We start from the raw sequence: 16895 nt of genomic DNA on the forward strand, positions 1-16895 counted from the left end.
ACCTGACCGAGCGGTTCATCACACCGCTTGCTGTTCCCGTCGATAGGCGTAGGTATCGGCGAAGCGCGAGAGCAGGAATTCGGCGCAGGTGGTGATCGGGTATTTCGCCGGGTGCAGCTCATCCTGACAGCCGGGCAGGCATTCGATGCGCGTGTCGGGATGTGGCTCGGCGAAGAACGGCATCGAATAGCGATCCACGCCCAGCGGGCTGATCACCCGGTGTGGGGTCGACCGATAACGGTCATTGCTCCAGCGCGCCATCATGTCGCCCAGGTTAACCACGAACGTGCCGTCGATGGGCGGCGCGTCAATCCATTCACCGTTGACGTTCCGGACTTGCAGCCCGCCAGCGGCATCTTGATAGAGCAAGGTGATGCAACCGTAATCAGTGTGGGCGCCGGCACCTTGCTGTTCGGCCGAACTGGCCGTGTGGCGCGGCGGGTAATGGATCATCCGCAAGACACTGACGGGTTCGTTGAAGCGCGTATCGAAAAAATCGCGCTCGATGCCCAAGGCCAGCGTCATCGCCCGCAACAGGGTCTGTGCAAGGGCTTGCATGTCGACGTAGTGCTGCTCCATCAGTGCTTCCCAGCCGGGCAGCGACGGGTGACGGTTGGGGCCGCGCAGGGGTTTTTCCGCCAGCACTTCAGGGTGACAGGCCGGCAGGTGCAGGCCCATGTCGAAGGTTTCCTTGAGGTCGCTGGGTTTGCTCGGGTCGAGTTGCTCGGTGGCGATGGCGCCGTAACCGCGATGGTGGCGGGTCTGGGTGATGTCGATCTTGAGCTTTTCTTCGGCGGGCTGGGCGAAGAAGTGCCTGGCACTGTCGAGTACGGCATCGATGCGCGCGGCGCTGATCGGGTGGCCCTTGATATAGAAAAACCCCCATTCGCGGCAGGCGTGGTCGATTTGCGTGGCCACGGCTGACCAGGCGTTCTGGTCGTCGCTGTAGAGCGGGGCGATGTCGATGATGGGAAGGCTGGTCATACACAATCCTGAAAGCACTGAAGGTCCAATGTGAGAGCGGGCTTGCCCGCTCCCACAGGGTTTTGTGTTGGGCATTGGAATTACTTCGGTATCTCGGCCTTCATGCCTTCAACGTAGTAATTCATCGACGCCAGTTCCGTATGGGTTGCGCTCACGCCCGCCGGAATTTTCTCGACCCCGGCCTGATCCTTGATCGGCCCGGTGAACGGTTGCAACGCACCGCTCTTGATGTCGGCGATGATCTGCTCGGCCTCGGCTTTCACCGGTGCAGGCACCAAGTCGCTGATCGGCAGTTCAACCGTGCCTTCTTTCAAGCCGCCCCAGTAGTCCTGGGATTTCCAGTCATGGTCGATCACGCTCTGGGTTGCCTGAATATAGTGCGAGGTCCAGTCATTGACGATGGACGTCAGCACCGCCTTGGGCCCGAAGTGCGCCATATCCGAAGCGTAGCCGACGGCATACACGCCACGACGTTCTGCGGCCTGGATCGGTGCCGGACTGTCGGTGTGCTGGAACACCACGTCCACGCCCTGGTCGATCAGTGCGTTGGCGGCATCGGCTTCCTTGCCCGGATCGAACCACGAGTTGACCCACACGACCTTGATCTCGGTGCCGGGGTTGTACTTGTTCAGGGCCAGTTGAATGGCGTTGATGTCGCGGATCACTTCCGGAATGGGAAAGGACGCGACGTAGCCGATCTTCTTGGTCTTGGTCATCTTCGCCGCGAGGAAGCCGCCGACGTAGCGACCCTCGTAGGTGCGCGCCAGGTAGGTGCCGAGGTTCTTGTCCTGTTTGTAGCCCGTGGCGTGTTCGAAGGTCACCGTGGGAAATTGTTTGGCGACTTTCAGCGTCGGGTTCATGTAGCCGAAAGAGGTGGTGAAAATCAGGTCGTACTTGTCCTTGGCCATGTTGCGGATCACCCGCTCGGCATCGGCGCCCTCGGCGACGTTCTCCACGTAGTTGGTGGTGATCTGCGGACCGAATTTTTCCGCCAGTGCCTTGCGTCCCTGTTCATGCTGATACGTCCAGCCGTGGTCACCGATCGGACCGATATAGACGAAGCCGACTTTCAGCGGATCGGTGGCACTGGCGGACAGGCTGGCGCTCAGACCGATGGCCGCCGTAATGGCGCAAAGCAGCTTCTTCAACGGACGCTTGTGCATGAATTGGAACTCCATGTTGTTGTGTGGTTGGCAGGCCAATGCAAATTGCTGACCAACAAGACAACAAATGGCTCTGAACCGCGTAACAGCCATCGCGAGCAAGCTCGCTCCCACAAAAGCACCGCGAATCCTGTGGGAGCGGGCTTGCCCGCGAAGAGGCCGGCAGGGCCAATAAAAGTGCATGGGCTTGCACGGCTGCCATCCTCTGGTGCGCTAAGGTGTAACGAACCATTGGCGCCACCCCACAGTCAGTAGCTCATCCGCTCCCCACGGCAAAAGGCTCGACATGCTCACCGTCCTCAAGCAAGAAACCTTTCTGCTGCTGGCCCTGATCGCCGCCGTTGTTGCCTTCGCCCTGGAGCACTGGTTGCTGCACAGCGGCCAGGCCGTCGCGCTGACCGGCGGACTGCTGTTGATCGCGTTCATAGTCGCTGCCTCCATGCGCGTCGCTCACCAGGCCGAATTGCTGGCGGAGAAAGTCGGCGACCCCTACGGCACGATGATCCTGACCCTGGCTGCGGTGCTGGTGGAAGTGGTGATCCTGGCGATCATGATGAGCAACGAAGCCTCGAAGACCCTGGTGCGTGACACGATTTATTCGGCGGTGATGCTCGATATCAACGGCATCCTCGGTCTGGCGGCGTTGATGGGCGGGCTCAAACATGGCGAACAGTCCTACAACGATGATTCGGCGCGCAGCTACAGCGTGATGATCCTCACCGCCATGGGCGTGTCGATGGTGGTGCCGGAATTCATTCCCGAGGCCAACTGGAAGCTCTACTCGGCCTTCACCATCGGTGCGATGGTGTTGCTGTATGCCTTGTTCCTGCGCATGCAGGTCGGGCCGCATAGTTACTTTTTCAGCTACAGCTATCCGGACAAGCGTCGCAAGAAGGAGTCTCAGGAAAGTGAACCGGCACCGATCAACCTGACGTTGTCCATCGGCATTCTGGTGTTCGGGGTGGTGGTGATCGGCGCATTGGCCGAAGTGATGTCCAAGACCCTTGATCTGGGTCTGGAAGGGACGGGCGCTCCCCCGGTGGTTACGGCAATTCTGGTAGCGGCGATTTCTGCGGCGCCGGAGATTTTGACCGCGTTGCGCGCGGCGCTGGCCAACCGCATGCAGTCAGTGGTCAACATCGCGCTGGGCGCGTCACTGTCGACGGTGATCCTGACGGTACCGGTGATGGAAGCGATGGCGCTCTACACCGGCCAGCCGTTTCAGATGGCCATGACCCCGGTGCAGACCGTGATGATCCTCATCACCCTGATCGTCAGCGCGATCAACCTCAACGATGGCGAAACCAACGCCATCGAAGGCATGACCCACTTTGTGTTGTTTGCGACGTTTATCATGTTGTCGCTGCTCGGACTTTGAATCTCCACAAATCCCTTGTGGGAGCGGGCTTGCTCGCGATGAGGCCGTCACATTCAACATGTCTGTCGGCTGACAGTCCGCTATCGCGGGCAAGCCCGCTCCCACAGGGGCGGTGGTCGGATCAGGTCCCTGCGATCAACTGCCGTGCCGCCTGGCTGTGATCGGCAATCAACCCTTTCAGATCCAGCCCTTCGACCTGTCCATCAATCACTCGCCATTTGCCGCCGACCATCACCCGGTCCGCGCGATCCGCGCCGCACAGCAGCAGTGCCGAGACCGGATCATGGCTACCGGAGAAGCGCAGTTCGTCGAGCTTGAACAGCGCCAGGTCGGCTTGCTTGCCCACGGCAATCTCACCGATATCGGTACGGCCCAACAAGCTCGCCGAGCCTTTGGTCGCCCAACCCAGCACACGTTCCGGGGTGATCTTCTCGGCACCGTAGCGCAGGCGCTGGATGTACAGCGCTTGTCGGGTTTCGAGCATCATGTTCGACGCATCGTTGGACGCCGAACCGTCAACGCCAAGGCCGAGCAGTGCACCAGCGTCGGTCAGTTCGATGGTCGGGCAGATGCCGGAGGCCAGGCGCATGTTCGAGCTCGGGCAATGGCAAATGCCGGTGCCAGCCGCGCCGAGGCGGGTGATTTCATCCGGGTTGAAGTGGATGCCGTGGGCCAGCCAGGTACGCGGGCCGAGCCAGCCGACGCTGTCCAGGTAGTCCACGGTGCGCAGACCGAAGCGTTGCAGGCAGAAGTCTTCTTCGTCGAGGGTTTCGGCCAGGTGAGTGTGCAGGCGCACGTCGAGTTTGTTGGCCAGCTCGGCGCTGGCGGACATGATTTCCGGGGTCACGGAAAAAGGCGAGCAGGGCGCCAGGGCGATCTGGATTTGTGCGCCGTCGCCGCGTTCGTGGTACTCGGCGATCAAGCGCTGGCTATCGTCGAGGATCACCTGGCCTTCCTGCACGGTTTGTTGCGGTGGCAGGCCGCCGTCCTTTTCACCGAGGCTCATGGAGCCGCGCGTGAGCATGGCGCGCATGCCCAGTTCGCGCACAGTTTCGACTTGCACGTCGATCGCGTTTTCCAGGCCTTCGGGGAACAGATAGTGGTGATCGGCTGCGGTGGTGCAACCGGACAGCAGCAACTCGGCCAACGCGACTTTGGTGGCGAGGGCGAGTTTTTCCGGGGTCAGTCGGGCCCAGACCGGGTACAGGGTTTTCAGCCAAGGGAACAACGGCTGGTTGACCACCGGCGCCCAGGCGCGGGTCAGGGTTTGATAGAAATGGTGATGGGTGTTGATCAGGCCCGGCAGGATCACGTGCTCGCGGGCGTCGAACACGTCATTGCACGGTGCCGAAGGTTGTTGACCGAGGCTGAGCACTTCGACGATCACGCCGTCTTGCAGCACCAGACCGCCACGGGCATCGAGACCGTTGGCCGTGAAAATGGCGAGGGGATTTTTTAACCAGGTACGGGTCGCAGGCATGTTGGCCGGCTCCTCTGAAAGTGGGGTTCAGGGTTGCCAGCTCAGTGTTGCCCTGTCTGCTGATCCAGGGTCGCCGGGGAGGCGAGGTGCGAAGTTTCGATCAAAACGGCTTTCCCGGCAAGCCTCGTCCGACAGAGCAACCGGAACCCCTGTGGGAGCGGGCTTGTGTATTACCAGGGAATGGTTTCGCCCCGGTAATTCACAAAGTGATGCCCACCCTTGCCGACATACGCATTCACCTGATCAACCAGGCCGCGGGTGCTGGTTTCGACGTCGATGTCGGCGCCTTCGCCGCCCATGTCGGTCTTCACCCAGCCCGGATGCAGCGACAACACGGTCAGCTTCTGCTCGCCCAGTTGTGTGACGAAGCTGTTGGTCATGGAGTTCAGCGCCGCTTTGCTGGCCTTGTACAGCGCCAGTTCCGGCGCGTCCGGCATGGTCACGCTGCCCAGCACCGAACTCATGAACGCCAGCACGCCGGTGTCCGGCCGGATCTGCCCGACGAAACGCTGAGCCAGGTTGATCGGCGCCACGGCGTTGGTGAAAAACAGCTGACCGACGTCGGCCAGCGTCGCGCCGCCATTCGGCGTCTGGACGTCAGGCCCCTTGACGCCGGCATTGACGAACAACAAGTCGAACACTTCGCCTTTGAGCTGTTGACTCAATGCGTTGACCTGTTGCGGGTCGTCCATGTCGAGTTTCTCGATCCGCACCTTGCCCAAGGCCTGCAAGGCTGCGGCGTTCTGCGGGTTGCGCACGGTGGCGGTGACTTGCCAGCCGTCGGCCAGCAGGGTTTTCACCAGCCCGAGGCCCAGGCCCCGGGAGGCGCCGATAATGAGTGCGGTTTTTGCCGTGGACATGAGGGGCTCCTTGTTCAGTTGGGTCATGGATTAAGTGGACAGCGTTGACCGAGTCGTTGTCGCAACTCATTGCGCAGTGCGCCCAGTTCAGCCATGCGGGCTTCGATCAGCTTGAGTTTGTCATGCAGCAATTGTGTGACGGCGCTGTCCGGGTCGGGGGACTGCCACAAGGCGGCGACGCTGTTGCCGATCTCGCTGAGGGTAAAACCCAGTCTTTGAGCGGTCTTGATGTACAGCACCAGTTGCACCATGTCCGCCGGGTAGTCGCGGTAACCGTTGGCGCTGCGTTGCGCGGCGATCAATCCGCGCTGCTCGTAAAAACGCAGCGTGTCGCGGCTGACGGCGCTGGCCTGGGCTAATTCACCGATGCGCATCATGAGGTCTCAAAGGGGCTTGACCCTGGAGCATACTCCAGGCTTTAGCCTTGTTGCTCCCTGAATTTATGGAGCGACGCCGATGTGGACTTCTACGCAATATCGCCGACTGGTGCGCGGCAGTGCCTGGTATGACTTGATCGTGACGGCGGCGTTCGCCACACCGTGGAGTTTTGCGGCGTTGCATGCGGTGATGGTCAGTGTGAGTCAGGCTTTCGATTTGCCAGGTTCGTTACCACCGTTCGAGCCCGTGCACCTGTTGATGGCCAATCTGTTGGGCTCGATTGTGTGCGTGTGGGCGGTGCTGCGGATACGTGATCCGCAGTTGATGTACGGTCGGTATGACGCGGCGGGCCGATTCTTGTTTGCGGCTTGGCAGGCTTATGCCTTGGCTCATGGTGCGAGTTCATTGTTGGTTGTTTTCTTGATCTTTGAAATGGCGTGGGGCGTTGCTCAGGTTTTGCCTGTGCGGACACCATTGTCGGAACGCCGCCCGGAGCAAGCTCGCACACAGGGTGTGCGTCAGACACAGTAATTGCGCAAGACGCTGTCAGGTGGGAGCGAGCCTGCTCGCGAAGCGGCTCGCTCGGTCACGGCTTAATGCCCCGCCTGCCACGGCTGCCCCAACGATACCGGCGCATACAACCGGGTGCGCAGCGCATCCCGGGACAACAGCACCAACACCACAATGGTCGCGACATACGGCAGCATCGCCAGCAGGCTCGACGGAATCGCCAGCCCCAATCCCTGTGCCACCAGGTGCAGGATGCTGGCGAGTCCGAACAGGTACGCGCCAAGCAGCAGACGCCACACGCGCCAACTGGCAAACACCACCAGTGCCAGGGCAATCCAGCCGCGACCGGCGCTCATGTTTTCCGCCCACATCGGCGTGTACGCCAGGGACAGATAGGCCCCGGCCAATCCGGCCATCGCACCGCCAAACAACACCGCCAATGCGCGCACACCCAGCACCGGCAAGCCCATGGCGCTGGCCGCGTCCGGGTTTTCCCCGACCGCCTGGATGATCAGCCCGACGCGGCTTTTCAGGATCACCCAGGCCACCAGGGCAAACAGTGCGAACGACAGATACACCAGCAGATCCTGGGCAAACAGCATCCGCCCGATCAGCGGGATTTCACTCAAGTAAGGGATCGCCAGCGGTTCAAAACCCGCCAGTGGTTTACCGACCCACGCGGCGCCGACAAAGGTTGACAGGCCCACGCCAAAAATCGTCAGCGCCAGGCCGGTGGCTACCTGGTTGGCGTTGAACACCAGCGCCACCAGCGCAAACAGCGAAGACAACAGCATCCCGGCCAGCATCGCCAGCAGCACCCCCAGCCACAGATGGCCGCTGTTGAACGCGACGATGAAACCGATCACCGCGCCAAACAGCATCATGCCTTCCTGGCCCAGGTTGAGTACGCCGCTTTTCTCGCAGATCAGTTCACCCAGCGCCACCAGCAGCAAGGGCGTGCCGCAGCGCACCATGGCGTAGAAAATATTGCTCAGCAGATCGATATCCATCACAGCGCTCCTGCGTGTACGACGGTGGAGGGGGCGCGGCGGGACCAGCGCAGGTTCAAACGCGGGCGATAGAGAATCAGCACATCACTGGCCAGCAGGAAAAACAGCATCATCCCCTGGAACAATTGCGTGATCGCCTGGGGCAAATTCAGGCTCATCTGCGCGCTCTCGCCGCCGATGTACAGCAGTGCCATCAACAGGCTGGAAAACAGGATGCCAATGGGGTTTAACCGGCCGAGAAAGGCCACAGTGATCGCCGCGTAGCCATAACCGGGCGACACTTGCGGCACCAATTGACCGATCGGGCCGGTGACTTCGCAGACGCCGGCCAGCCCCGCCAGACCGCCGCTGATCAATAGCGCCAGCCAAATCAGGCGCTTCTCGCGAAAGCCGACGAAACCAGCCGCGCGTTTGTCCAGCCCAAGCACTTTGATCTGGAAGCCGACAAAGCTTTTCTGCAACAACACCCACACCGCCACCAGCGCGAGCAGAGCGAAATACACCCCGGCATGCACTCGCCCATCCTCCATCAGCAACGGCAAGCGACTGGCATCGCCGAACATTGCCGACTGCGGAAAGTTGAAGCCTTCCGGGTCTTTCAGCGGGCCGTGAACGCAATACAGCAAGAGGTTCAGGGCGATGTAATTGAGCATGATGCTGGTGAGGATTTCATTGGCGTTGAAGCGCGTGCGCAACCACGCGGTCAGCCCGGCCCATGCGGCGCCGGCCAGCGTACCGCTGCACAGGATCAGCACCAGCGCCCAACGGCTTTGCATATCGATGATGTTCACCGCCAGCGCACTGCCGGCCAGCGCGCCGAGAAGCAGTTGTCCTTCGGCACCGATATTCCAGATCCGCGCCTGATAGGCCACCGCCAAACCGAGTGCGCAGAGCAGAATGGGCAAGGCCTTGACCAGCAATTCGGACACGCCATACCCGTCGCTGACCGGCGCGATCAGCAAGGTGTGCAGCGTCGGCAGCGGATCATGCCCCAGGGCGATGAACAGCAGCGAGCCACAGCCCAACGTCAGGACGGCTGCCAGCAACGGCGAGCACCACAACATCAGGCGCGATTGCTGGCCACGGGGTTCAAGGGAAAGCAGCATGTGACACTCCGTTAAAGCGTTGCGGATGCAGGGGATTGAGGGGCGTCGAAGCGGCCGGCCATCCAGCCGCCGACATCAATCAGGCGGGTGTCGACCGTCGCGCGCAGTGGCGACAGTCGTCCGCCGCACAGGGCGGCGAGGCGGTCGCTGATCTGGAACAACTCGTCGAGGTCTTCAGAGATCACCAGGATCGCCGCCCCGGCATCGCGCAAGGCAATCAACGCCCGGTGAATGGTGGCGGCGGCACCGACATCCACGCCCCAGGTCGGGTGCGCGGCCACCAATAGTTTCGGTTGCTGCAGGATTTCCCGTCCGAGGATGAATTTCTGCAAGTTACCGCCAGACAGGCTGCGGGCCGAGGCATGGCTGTCGGGTGTCTTGACCCCGAAGCGACGGATGATTTCTTCGGCCAGCGCTTCGACTTTGCCGCGCTGCACCAGGCCGTTGCTGACCAGTCCTTGTTGAAATGCCGTGAGCAGGGCGTTATCCGCCAGGCTCAGTTCCGGTACGGCGCCGTGGCCAAGGCGCTCGGCGGGGACGAACGCCAGGCCGCGCTGGCGTCGAGCGTCGGGGCGCAAATGAGCGACTGCTTCATTGCCGAAACAGATTGTTGTGCCGTCGTCTCGGCTCAGCTGTTCTTCACCGCTGAGCAGGGCGAGCAATTCGTCCTGGCCATTGCCGGCCACCCCGGCGATGCCGACGATTTCGCCGCTGCGCACTTCAAGGTTGATGTTCTTCAGTGAACAGCCAAACGGGTCCGGGTTGTGCCAGGACAAGTCCTTCACCTTCAAAAAGGCGTCAGCGCCGCGCACCTTTGGATAATCGGCGATCAGCTCGGCGGCCTCGCCGACCATCAACCGCGCCAGTTGCGAGTCTGAGCATTCGGCCGGCACGCAATGCCCGGCCACCCGCCCGCCACGCAATACGGTCGCGCTGTGGCACAGGGCGCGGACTTCGCCGAGTTTGTGGCTGATGAACAGAATGCTGCAGCCCTCGGCGGCGAGTCGGCGCAGGGTGACGAACAGGTCGTCGGCCTCCTGTGGGGTCAATACAGAGGTGGGTTCGTCGAGGATCAGCAAGCGGATGTCCTGCATCAGGCAGCGAATGATTTCCACCCGTTGCCGTTCGCCAATGGACAGGCTGTGGACAAGTCGCTCCGGTTCCAGCGCCATGCCATAACGCTGTGAGACTTCACGAATCTTCGGTTCGAGTTGCTTTGGAGTGCCGGCCGCCTTGCCCATGGCCAGCGCGATGTTCTGCGCCACGCTGAGGGTTTCGAACAGCGAGAAATGCTGGAACACCATGCCGATCCCGAGACTGCGGGCCTGGGCCGGATTGCGCATGTTCACGCGTTGCCCCTGCCAGATCAGTTCCCCCGCATCGGCGTGGACGACGCCGTAGATGATCTTCATCAGCGTACTTTTGCCCGCACCGTTTTCGCCGAGCAGGGCGTGGATTTCTCCCGGCGCGATGCTCAGGTCGATGTCATCGTTGGCCAGGCAGCCGGGATAGCGTTTGCTGATTCTGCGCAGTTGCAGACGAGGCGTTTGAAGGGAATCTGGCGCGGGGTTGGGCATGACAGGCTCGATGCGATTGGACTTGTGCCTGTGGATAAAGCAATTTTCTGGCCATTGGGTCAGGAAATATTCAAACCGGTATGAGTGAAGGCGTTGAGCCCGCCGCTTCGCTCGGCATCCCCTTTTATTCGGCACCACTTAAGGGCAAAGCCATTGATCAGGCTCCGGTTTCGCTCGTCGGTATTTGATCAAAATTTGAGCAGTTGAGCGTAAGCCATGTCCGGTATGGGGCCGCGACAGCCATGAACGGGTTATCCACAGATTGCTCCACAGTATTTGTGTGCAAGCTCAATGGGAGGGCATAAGCGCAGGGCGGCTATCTTCTAAAGGTACTAAACCACGCTAACTATTTGTTTTTACGTGGATTTAGCGTTTTGGATCACAAATTGGACGAAAAATGAGCAAAGCCCGCAAAGCCGCATGATAGAAGGGTTACAGCGGTATGTGCTCAGGTTATCCACAGCCGGGTGCACAGCAGATGTGGGCAAGTATGGAATAAGTGGAAAAGCGGCGTGCCCCAAAAGATTGCAGTCTCAACGCTGCAACAAAATGCGTCCGCGACTCAAATCGGCAAGCTGCGATTGCAGGGTATCAATCTGCCCGGCACCGACCGCCAACTGCAGTTCCACGCCATTGGCAGTGAAGCTTTCTTCCACCACCAGGCCACCAAGTTCCGCGACCCGCAGCTTCACCAGGGCCAACTCACCAAAGGCACAGGCGCAACTTAATGGCACCCGGCTGATCAACTCGATCTTCGGTGCCGCTTGCAGACATTTGTTCGCACCGCCGCCATACGCCCGGGCGAGTCCGCCGGTGCCCAGTTGAATGCCGCCGTACCAACGAATCACCAGCACCACGACCTGGTCACAATCCTGCGCTTCGATTGCGGCCAGAATCGGGCGGCCAGCCGTGCCGCCCGGTTCGCCGTCGTCGGTGCTGCGGTACTGATCACCGATTTTCCATGCCCAACAGTTGTGCGTGGCATTCAAGTCGCTGTGTTGCTCGATGAACGCCTGGGCTTCAGCGGGACTGGTGATCGGTGCGGCGAAGGTAATGAAGCGGCTTTTGCGAATCTCTTCGCGATGTTCGCAAAAACCACTGAGGGTAAAAGGCATAGGTGTCTTAAATAGTCGGAGTCAGGCCGCAGCCCTTGAGGATGATTCGGATCAGGTTGTTGCCGGCGTCTTCCATGTCCTGCCTGGTCAACTTGCTGCGCCCGCTGACCCGGCAAATCTGGGTGGCGAAGTCAGCGTAATGCTGGGTGCTGCCCCACAGCAGGAAGATCAAGTGCACCGGATCGACCGGGTCCATTTTGCCTGCGTCGATCCATGCTTGAAACACGGCGGCCCGGCCCTGGAACCAGGTGCGATAGTCCTGGTTGAAATACTCGGTCAGGCATTCCCCACCGCTGATGACTTCCATGGCGAAGATGCGTGAGGCCTGCGGTTGGCGCCGGGAAAATTCCATTTTGGCGCGGATGTAACGGGTCAGGGCTTCAGCCGGATCGTCCTCGGCGGTCAAGGTGTTGAAGGTGCTGTCCCACAATTGCAGGATGTTGCTCAGCACCGCCACGTACAAACCGAGTTTGTTGGTGAAGTAGTAATGCAGATTGGCCTTCGGCAACCCGGCTTTCAGGGCGATGGTGTTCATGCTGGTGCCTTTGAACCCGTGACGGGCGAACTCGTCTTCGGCGGCTTTGATGATGGTCTCTTCGTTCTTCTGACGAATGCGGCTGGTGGGTTTGCCACCGTGGGCTGGGACTTCAAAGGTCATAGGCACTTCCGAACAGGTAGGTGGGTGCAACCAATGCGTTGATAGCGCACCCATGGGCTCCAGACAAGCCCCGTCGCAGGATTTGCGTTTGTTCAGCGCGTGGCGGCCAGGCTTTCGAGGAAGCTTTCCAGCACCAGATGAGGGCGGCGACCCTTGCGTGTAACCGAGGCGAGACTCAGGTCATAAAACCGCGCGCTGGGTTTCAGGGCACGCAATCGGCCTTGTTGCACCCAGAGGCTGGCGTAGTGATCCGGCAAGTAACCGATGTAGCGCCCGGTCAGGATCAGGAACGCCATGCCTTCGCGGTCGGAGGCACTGGCGGTGCAGTTGAGCGCCTGATAATGGGCCTGGATTTCTGCCGGCAAACGAAAGGTCGGGGCAATGGCGTCCTGACTGTTGAGGCGTTCGTCATCCAGTTGCTTGTCATCGACATAGAACAGCGGATGGCCGACCGCGCAGTAGAGCAACGAGCGTTCGCTGTAGAGCGGCTGATATTCCAGCCCGGACAACGCACTCGCCTGCGGCACCACGCCGACATGCAGGCGACCGTCGAGTACACCTTGTTCCACTTCGTTGGGCGCGATCATGCGGATCTGGATTTGCACGTCCGGGCCGCGCTCTTTCAGTTGCGCGAGGGCGTGGGTGATACGCATGTGGGGCAGAGTGACCAGGTTGTCGGTCAAGCCGATGGTCAATTCACCGCGCAAGTGCTGGTGCAGGCCATTGACCTCGGTACGGAAACTTTCCAGTGCGCTCAATAGCTGCAACGCCGATTGGTAGACCTCGCGTCCTTCCTCGGTCAGGGAAAACCCGGCGCGACCGCGTTGGCACAGGCGCAGGCCCAGGCGCTGTTCCAGGTCGCTCATCTGCTGGCTAATGGCCGAGCGTCCGATGCCGAGCACGCTTTCAGCCGCGGAAAAGCCGCCGCATTCGACCACGCTGCGAAAAATCCGCAACAGGCGGATATCGAAGTCGCTGACTTGAGCCAGTGGATCGGGACGGCGAATGCTCATGCGGGCTACTCGAATGTTTAGTGAATGGCAGACTGAAGGTTACAAAAGTTGGATTTCACCGACTTTATCGCCGTGGCAACTTAGCTGCAACAACGGTTTTCAATCCCTACGCCGCTTATTGCCTTGCGAGGTTTCGCTCATGAACTTGCCCGAAAACGCCCCGACTTCTCTGGCCAGCCAGCTCAAGCTCGATGCTCACTGGATGCCGTACACCGCTAACCGTAGCTTCCAGCGCGATCCGCGTCTGATCGTCGGCGCTGAGGGCAGCTGGCTGATCGATGACAAGGGCCGCAAAGTCTATGACTCGCTGTCCGGTCTATGGACCTGCGGTGCCGGGCACACCCGCAAGGAAATCCAGGAAGCCGTCGCCAAGCAACTGGGCACCCTCGACTACTCGCCGGGCTTCCAGTACGGCCATCCGCTGTCGTTCCAACTGGCGGAAAAAATCACGGATCTGACGCCGGGTAACCTGAACCACGTGTTCTTCACCGACTCGGGTTCCGAATGCGCCGATACCGCCGTGAAGATGGTGCGTGCTTACTGGCGCCTGAAAGGCCAGTCGACCAAGACCAAGATGATTGGCCGTGCCCGTGGCTATCACGGTGTGAACATCGCCGGCACCAGCCTCGGCGGCGTGAACGGCAACCGCAAACTGTTCGGCCAGGCGATGATGGACGTCGATCACTTGCCGCACACATTGTTGGCGAGCAATGCGTTCTCCCGTGGCATGCCGGAGCAGGGTGGTATCGCCCTGGCAGACGAACTGCTGAAGCTGATCGAACTGCATGACGCGTCGAACATCGCCGCCGTATTCGTCGAGCCAATGGCCGGCTCCGCTGGCGTGCTGGTTCCGCCACAGGGTTACCTCAAGCGTCTGCGCGAAATCTGCGATCAGCACAGCATCCTGTTGGTGTTCGACGAAGTGATCACCGGTTTCGGCCGTACCGGCAACATGTTCGGTGCCGACACCTTTGGCGTGACCCCGGACCTGATGTGCATCGCCAAGCAAGTCACCAACGGTGCGATCCCGATGGGCGCGGTGATTGCCAGCTCCGAGATCTACCAGACCTTCATGAATCAGCCGACCCCTGAATACGCGGTGGAATTCCCGCACGGCTATACCTATTCCGCACACCCGGTGGCGTGCGCCGCGGGCCTGGCAGCACTCGACCTGTTGCAGAAGGAAAACCTGGTGCATAGCGTGGCTGAAGTCGCACCGCATTTTGAAAATGCGTTGCACGGTCTGAAGGGCACCAAAAACATCATCGACATCCGCAACTTCGGCCTGGCCGGTGCGATCCAGATCGCTCCGCGTGACGGCGACGCCATCGTGCGTCCGTTCGAAGCGGGCATCGCGTTGTGGAAAGCCGGGTTCTACGTGCGCTTCGGCGGCGACACCCTGCAGTTCGGCCCAACCTTCAACAGCAAGCCGCAAGACCTTGATCGTCTGTTCGACGCGGTGGGTGAAGTACTGAGCAAAATCGACTGATTTTGAAAAAAACTTGTAGGAGCGAGCTGGCTCGCGATGGACGTAAACGATGAGAAGTGTCGCCTGGATGAACGCGGCGTTCTCTCGTTTTTCGCGAGCAAGCTCGCTCCTACATATATAGGTAATTGGCAGGTGCCTCTCGATGGGCGCCTGTGGACAACTTTTCAGGAGCTTCCATGAGCGTTATTCCGCATTTGATCAATGGCGAACTGGTGACCGAGAACGGTCGCGCGGTTGATGTGTTCAACCCATCCACGGGCCAGGCTATTCACAAGTTGCCACTGGCGACCCGCGAAACCATCCAGAGCGCCATTGATGCTGCCAAGGCTGCGTTTCCGGCCTGGCGCAACACGCCGGCGGCCAAGCGTGCCCAGGTCATGTTCCGCTTCAAGCAACTGCTGGAGCAGAACGAAGCCCGCATCGCTCAATTGATCAGCGAAGAACACGGCAAGACCCTGGAAGATGCGGCCGGTGAACTCAAACGTGGCATCGAGAACGTCGAGTTCGCTTGCGCGGCGCCGGAAATCCTCAAAGGCGAGTACAGCCGTAATGTCGGGCCGAACATTGATGCCTGGTCTGACTTCCAGCCGCTGGGCGTAGTGGCCGGTATCACCCCGTTCAACTTCCCGGCCATGGTGCCGCTGTGGATGTATCCACTGGCGATCGTGTGCGGCAACTGCTTTATCCTCAAGCCTTCCGAGCGTGATCCGAGCTCGACGCTGCTGATCGCACAATTGCTGCTGGAAGCCGGCCTGCCTAAAGGCGTGCTGAGCGTGGTGCACGGTGACAAAACTGCGGTGGACGCGCTGATCGAAGCGCCGGAAGTCAAAGCGCTGAGCTTCGTGGGTTCGACGCCGATTGCCGAATACATCTATGCCGAAGGCACCAAGCGCGGCAAGCGCGTTCAGGCGCTGGGCGGGGCGAAGAACCACGCGGTGCTGATGCCCGATGCGGATCTGGACAACGCCGTCAGCGCACTGATGGGCGCAGCTTATGGTTCCTGCGGCGAGCGTTGCATGGCGATTTCGGTGGCCGTTTGTGTTGGCGACCAGGTGGCGGATGCGCTGGTGGCCAAACTGGTACCGCAAATCAAGGCGTTGAAAATCGGTGCCGGCACCACTTGCGGCCTGGACATGGGGCCTCTGGTCACTGGTCAGGCGCGCGACAAGGTCAGCGGTTATGTCGAAGACGGCGTTGCAGCCGGCGCGAAGCTGGTGGTCGATGGTCGTGGCCTGAGCGTGGCCGGTCACGAGGAAGGCTTCTTCCTGGGTGGCTGCCTGTTCGATAACGTCACCCCGGAAATGCGCATCTATAAAGAAGAGATCTTCGGGCCGGTGCTGTGCGTGGTTCGAGTGAACAGCCTGGAAGAGGCCATGCAACTGATCAACGATCACGAGTATGGCAACGGCACCTGCATCTTCACCCGTGATGGGGAAGCGGCGCGATTGTTCTGCGATGAGATCGAAGTCGGCATGGTCGGCGTCAACGTGCCGTTGCCGGTGCCAGTGGCTTATCACAGCTTTGGTGGCTGGAAGCGTTCGCTGTTTGGCGACCTGCATGCTTACGGTCCGGATGGTGTGCGCTTCTACACCCGTCGCAAGGCCATCACTCAGCGTTGGCCGCAGCGTGCGAGCCACGAAGCTTCGCAGTTCGCATTCCCTAGCTTGTAAGTAGAAGGGGATAGAAGGCCGACCCATTGGGTCGGCCTTTTTGTTTTCAGGGCTTTTTTGACCTATATGACGAATTTATGAAAATAGGGGTTGACGGCGAATTTTAGAAGCCTATAATTCGCCCCACTTCCGGCGCAGTCGAAACGGAAAACTCCTTGATAAACAATGAGTTATGAGGTTTTCGGCAGCAGGTTGCTTCAGATCATCGAAGCCGAAAGGAAGTTGAAAAAAGAGGTGTTGACAGCAGCGAGTAACGCTGTAGAATTCGCCTCCCGCTGACGAGAGATCGAAAGCGCAAGTGGTTGAAGTTGTTAAGGATTTCTTGAAAACTTCTGAAAATAATCACTTGACAGCAAATGAGGCTACTGTAGAATGCGCGCCTCGGTTGAGACAAAGTTCTTAACCAACTGCTCTTTAACAACTGAATCAAGCAATTCGTGTGGGTGCTTGTGGAGTCAGACTGCTAGTCAACAGATTATCAGCATCACAAGTTACTCCGCGAGA

15 protein-coding genes are annotated in these 16895 nt (G+C 60.1%); 4 read left to right on the forward strand and 11 right to left on the reverse strand.

Annotated elements, in window-relative coordinates; translation table 11 throughout:
• Positions 1-18: 18 nt before the first annotated feature.
• Positions 19-984 (reverse strand): 2-oxoglutarate and iron-dependent oxygenase domain-containing protein, encoded by a 966-nt coding sequence (locus ACVWYU_RS20435; RefSeq protein ID WP_457373540.1) that lies wholly within the window; start codon positions 982-984, stop codon positions 19-21.
• A gap of 80 nt (positions 985-1064) precedes the next feature.
• On the reverse strand, positions 1065-2147 hold the full coding sequence (locus tag ACVWYU_RS20440; RefSeq protein WP_090328796.1) for a BMP family ABC transporter substrate-binding protein: 1083 nt from the start codon (positions 2145-2147) through the stop codon (positions 1065-1067).
• A 286-nt stretch (positions 2148-2433) separates the two neighbouring features.
• Here ACVWYU_RS20440 and ACVWYU_RS20445 point away from each other — a divergent pair, with 286 nt between their 5' ends.
• Positions 2434-3525: a calcium:proton antiporter gene (locus tag ACVWYU_RS20445; RefSeq protein WP_247258143.1), complete on the forward strand. Its 1092-nt coding sequence runs from the start codon at positions 2434-2436 to the stop codon at positions 3523-3525.
• A gap of 121 nt (positions 3526-3646) precedes the next feature.
• On the opposite strand, the gene ACVWYU_RS20450 is transcribed toward ACVWYU_RS20445, so the two are convergent.
• The 3 genes from ACVWYU_RS20450 to ACVWYU_RS20460 form a co-directional block, all read right to left on the reverse strand.
• On the reverse strand, positions 3647-5005 hold the full coding sequence (locus tag ACVWYU_RS20450) for an 8-oxoguanine deaminase (protein WP_090328800.1): 1359 nt from the start codon (positions 5003-5005) through the stop codon (positions 3647-3649).
• Between the two features lie 170 nt (positions 5006-5175).
• Positions 5176-5865, reverse strand: a complete 690-nt coding sequence (locus ACVWYU_RS20455; protein ID WP_090328802.1) for an SDR family oxidoreductase — start codon at positions 5863-5865, stop codon at positions 5176-5178.
• Positions 5866-5888: 23 nt separating this feature from the next.
• Positions 5889-6239: a MerR family transcriptional regulator gene (locus ACVWYU_RS20460; RefSeq protein WP_457373546.1), complete on the reverse strand. Its 351-nt coding sequence runs from the start codon at positions 6237-6239 to the stop codon at positions 5889-5891.
• A gap of 82 nt (positions 6240-6321) precedes the next feature.
• Between ACVWYU_RS20460 and ACVWYU_RS20465 the strand changes: the two genes are divergently transcribed.
• Entirely contained in the window at positions 6322-6774 is a 453-nt protein-coding gene (locus ACVWYU_RS20465) for a hypothetical protein (RefSeq protein WP_457373541.1), read from the forward strand.
• Between the two features lie 62 nt (positions 6775-6836).
• Here ACVWYU_RS20465 and ACVWYU_RS20470 read toward each other — a convergent pair whose 3' ends face one another.
• The 6 genes from ACVWYU_RS20470 to ACVWYU_RS20495 form a co-directional block, all read right to left on the reverse strand.
• Positions 6837-7763 carry an ABC transporter permease gene (locus tag ACVWYU_RS20470; RefSeq protein WP_457373542.1) on the reverse strand — a complete coding sequence of 309 codons (927 nt, stop codon included), beginning with the start codon at positions 7761-7763 and terminating at the stop codon, positions 6837-6839.
• On the reverse strand, positions 7763-8869 hold the full coding sequence (locus ACVWYU_RS20475; RefSeq protein WP_248916867.1) for an ABC transporter permease: 1107 nt from the start codon (positions 8867-8869) through the stop codon (positions 7763-7765). Before ACVWYU_RS20475 ends, ACVWYU_RS20470 begins: the two co-directional genes overlap by 1 nt.
• A gap of 11 nt (positions 8870-8880) precedes the next feature.
• The gene (locus ACVWYU_RS20480) at positions 8881-10446 is read right to left on the reverse strand and encodes an ABC transporter ATP-binding protein (RefSeq protein ID WP_457373543.1); all 1566 of its coding nucleotides are present in this window, start codon (positions 10444-10446) and stop codon (positions 8881-8883) included.
• Positions 10447-10979: 533 nt separating this feature from the next.
• The gene (locus tag ACVWYU_RS20485) at positions 10980-11561 is read right to left on the reverse strand and encodes an IMPACT family protein (protein ID WP_248916865.1); all 582 of its coding nucleotides are present in this window, start codon (positions 11559-11561) and stop codon (positions 10980-10982) included.
• A gap of 7 nt (positions 11562-11568) precedes the next feature.
• On the reverse strand, positions 11569-12219 hold the full coding sequence (locus ACVWYU_RS20490; RefSeq protein ID WP_248916864.1) for a TetR/AcrR family transcriptional regulator: 651 nt from the start codon (positions 12217-12219) through the stop codon (positions 11569-11571).
• 92 nt (positions 12220-12311) lie between these two features.
• The gene (locus ACVWYU_RS20495) at positions 12312-13232 is read right to left on the reverse strand and encodes a LysR family transcriptional regulator (RefSeq protein ID WP_090328816.1); all 921 of its coding nucleotides are present in this window, start codon (positions 13230-13232) and stop codon (positions 12312-12314) included.
• A gap of 139 nt (positions 13233-13371) precedes the next feature.
• Here ACVWYU_RS20495 and ACVWYU_RS20500 point away from each other — a divergent pair, with 139 nt between their 5' ends.
• Positions 13372-14721 (forward strand): aminotransferase class III-fold pyridoxal phosphate-dependent enzyme, encoded by a 1350-nt coding sequence (locus ACVWYU_RS20500; protein ID WP_457373544.1) that lies wholly within the window; start codon positions 13372-13374, stop codon positions 14719-14721.
• A gap of 176 nt (positions 14722-14897) precedes the next feature.
• On the forward strand, positions 14898-16391 hold the full coding sequence (locus ACVWYU_RS20505) for a CoA-acylating methylmalonate-semialdehyde dehydrogenase (RefSeq protein ID WP_090328820.1): 1494 nt from the start codon (positions 14898-14900) through the stop codon (positions 16389-16391).
• Positions 16392-16895: the final 504 nt, after the last annotated feature.

This window comes from Pseudomonas sp. TE12234 (assembly GCF_054061835.1).

Coding starts and splice junctions, on each gene's coding strand:
- ACVWYU_RS20450 (WP_090328800.1), bottom strand. CDS start 5,005: ATGCCTGCGACCCGTACCTGGTTAAAAAATCCCCTCGCCATTTTCACG.
- ACVWYU_RS20435 (WP_457373540.1), bottom strand. CDS start 984: ATGACCAGCCTTCCCATCATCGACATCGCCCCGCTCTACAGCGACGAC.
- ACVWYU_RS20490 (WP_248916864.1), bottom strand. CDS start 12,219: ATGACCTTTGAAGTCCCAGCCCACGGTGGCAAACCCACCAGCCGCATT.
- ACVWYU_RS20470 (WP_457373542.1), bottom strand. CDS start 7,763: ATGGATATCGATCTGCTGAGCAATATTTTCTACGCCATGGTGCGCTGC.
- ACVWYU_RS20465 (WP_457373541.1), top strand. CDS start 6,322: ATGTGGACTTCTACGCAATATCGCCGACTGGTGCGCGGCAGTGCCTGG.
- ACVWYU_RS20500 (WP_457373544.1), top strand. CDS start 13,372: ATGAACTTGCCCGAAAACGCCCCGACTTCTCTGGCCAGCCAGCTCAAG.
- ACVWYU_RS20480 (WP_457373543.1), bottom strand. CDS start 10,446: ATGCCCAACCCCGCGCCAGATTCCCTTCAAACGCCTCGTCTGCAACTG.
- ACVWYU_RS20440 (WP_090328796.1), bottom strand. CDS start 2,147: ATGCACAAGCGTCCGTTGAAGAAGCTGCTTTGCGCCATTACGGCGGCC.
- ACVWYU_RS20455 (WP_090328802.1), bottom strand. CDS start 5,865: ATGTCCACGGCAAAAACCGCACTCATTATCGGCGCCTCCCGGGGCCTG.
- ACVWYU_RS20445 (WP_247258143.1), top strand. CDS start 2,434: ATGCTCACCGTCCTCAAGCAAGAAACCTTTCTGCTGCTGGCCCTGATC.
- ACVWYU_RS20495 (WP_090328816.1), bottom strand. CDS start 13,232: ATGAGCATTCGCCGTCCCGATCCACTGGCTCAAGTCAGCGACTTCGAT.
- ACVWYU_RS20475 (WP_248916867.1), bottom strand. CDS start 8,869: ATGCTGCTTTCCCTTGAACCCCGTGGCCAGCAATCGCGCCTGATGTTG.
- ACVWYU_RS20485 (WP_248916865.1), bottom strand. CDS start 11,561: ATGCCTTTTACCCTCAGTGGTTTTTGCGAACATCGCGAAGAGATTCGC.
- ACVWYU_RS20460 (WP_457373546.1), bottom strand. CDS start 6,239: ATGCGCATCGGTGAATTAGCCCAGGCCAGCGCCGTCAGCCGCGACACG.
- ACVWYU_RS20505 (WP_090328820.1), top strand. CDS start 14,898: ATGAGCGTTATTCCGCATTTGATCAATGGCGAACTGGTGACCGAGAAC.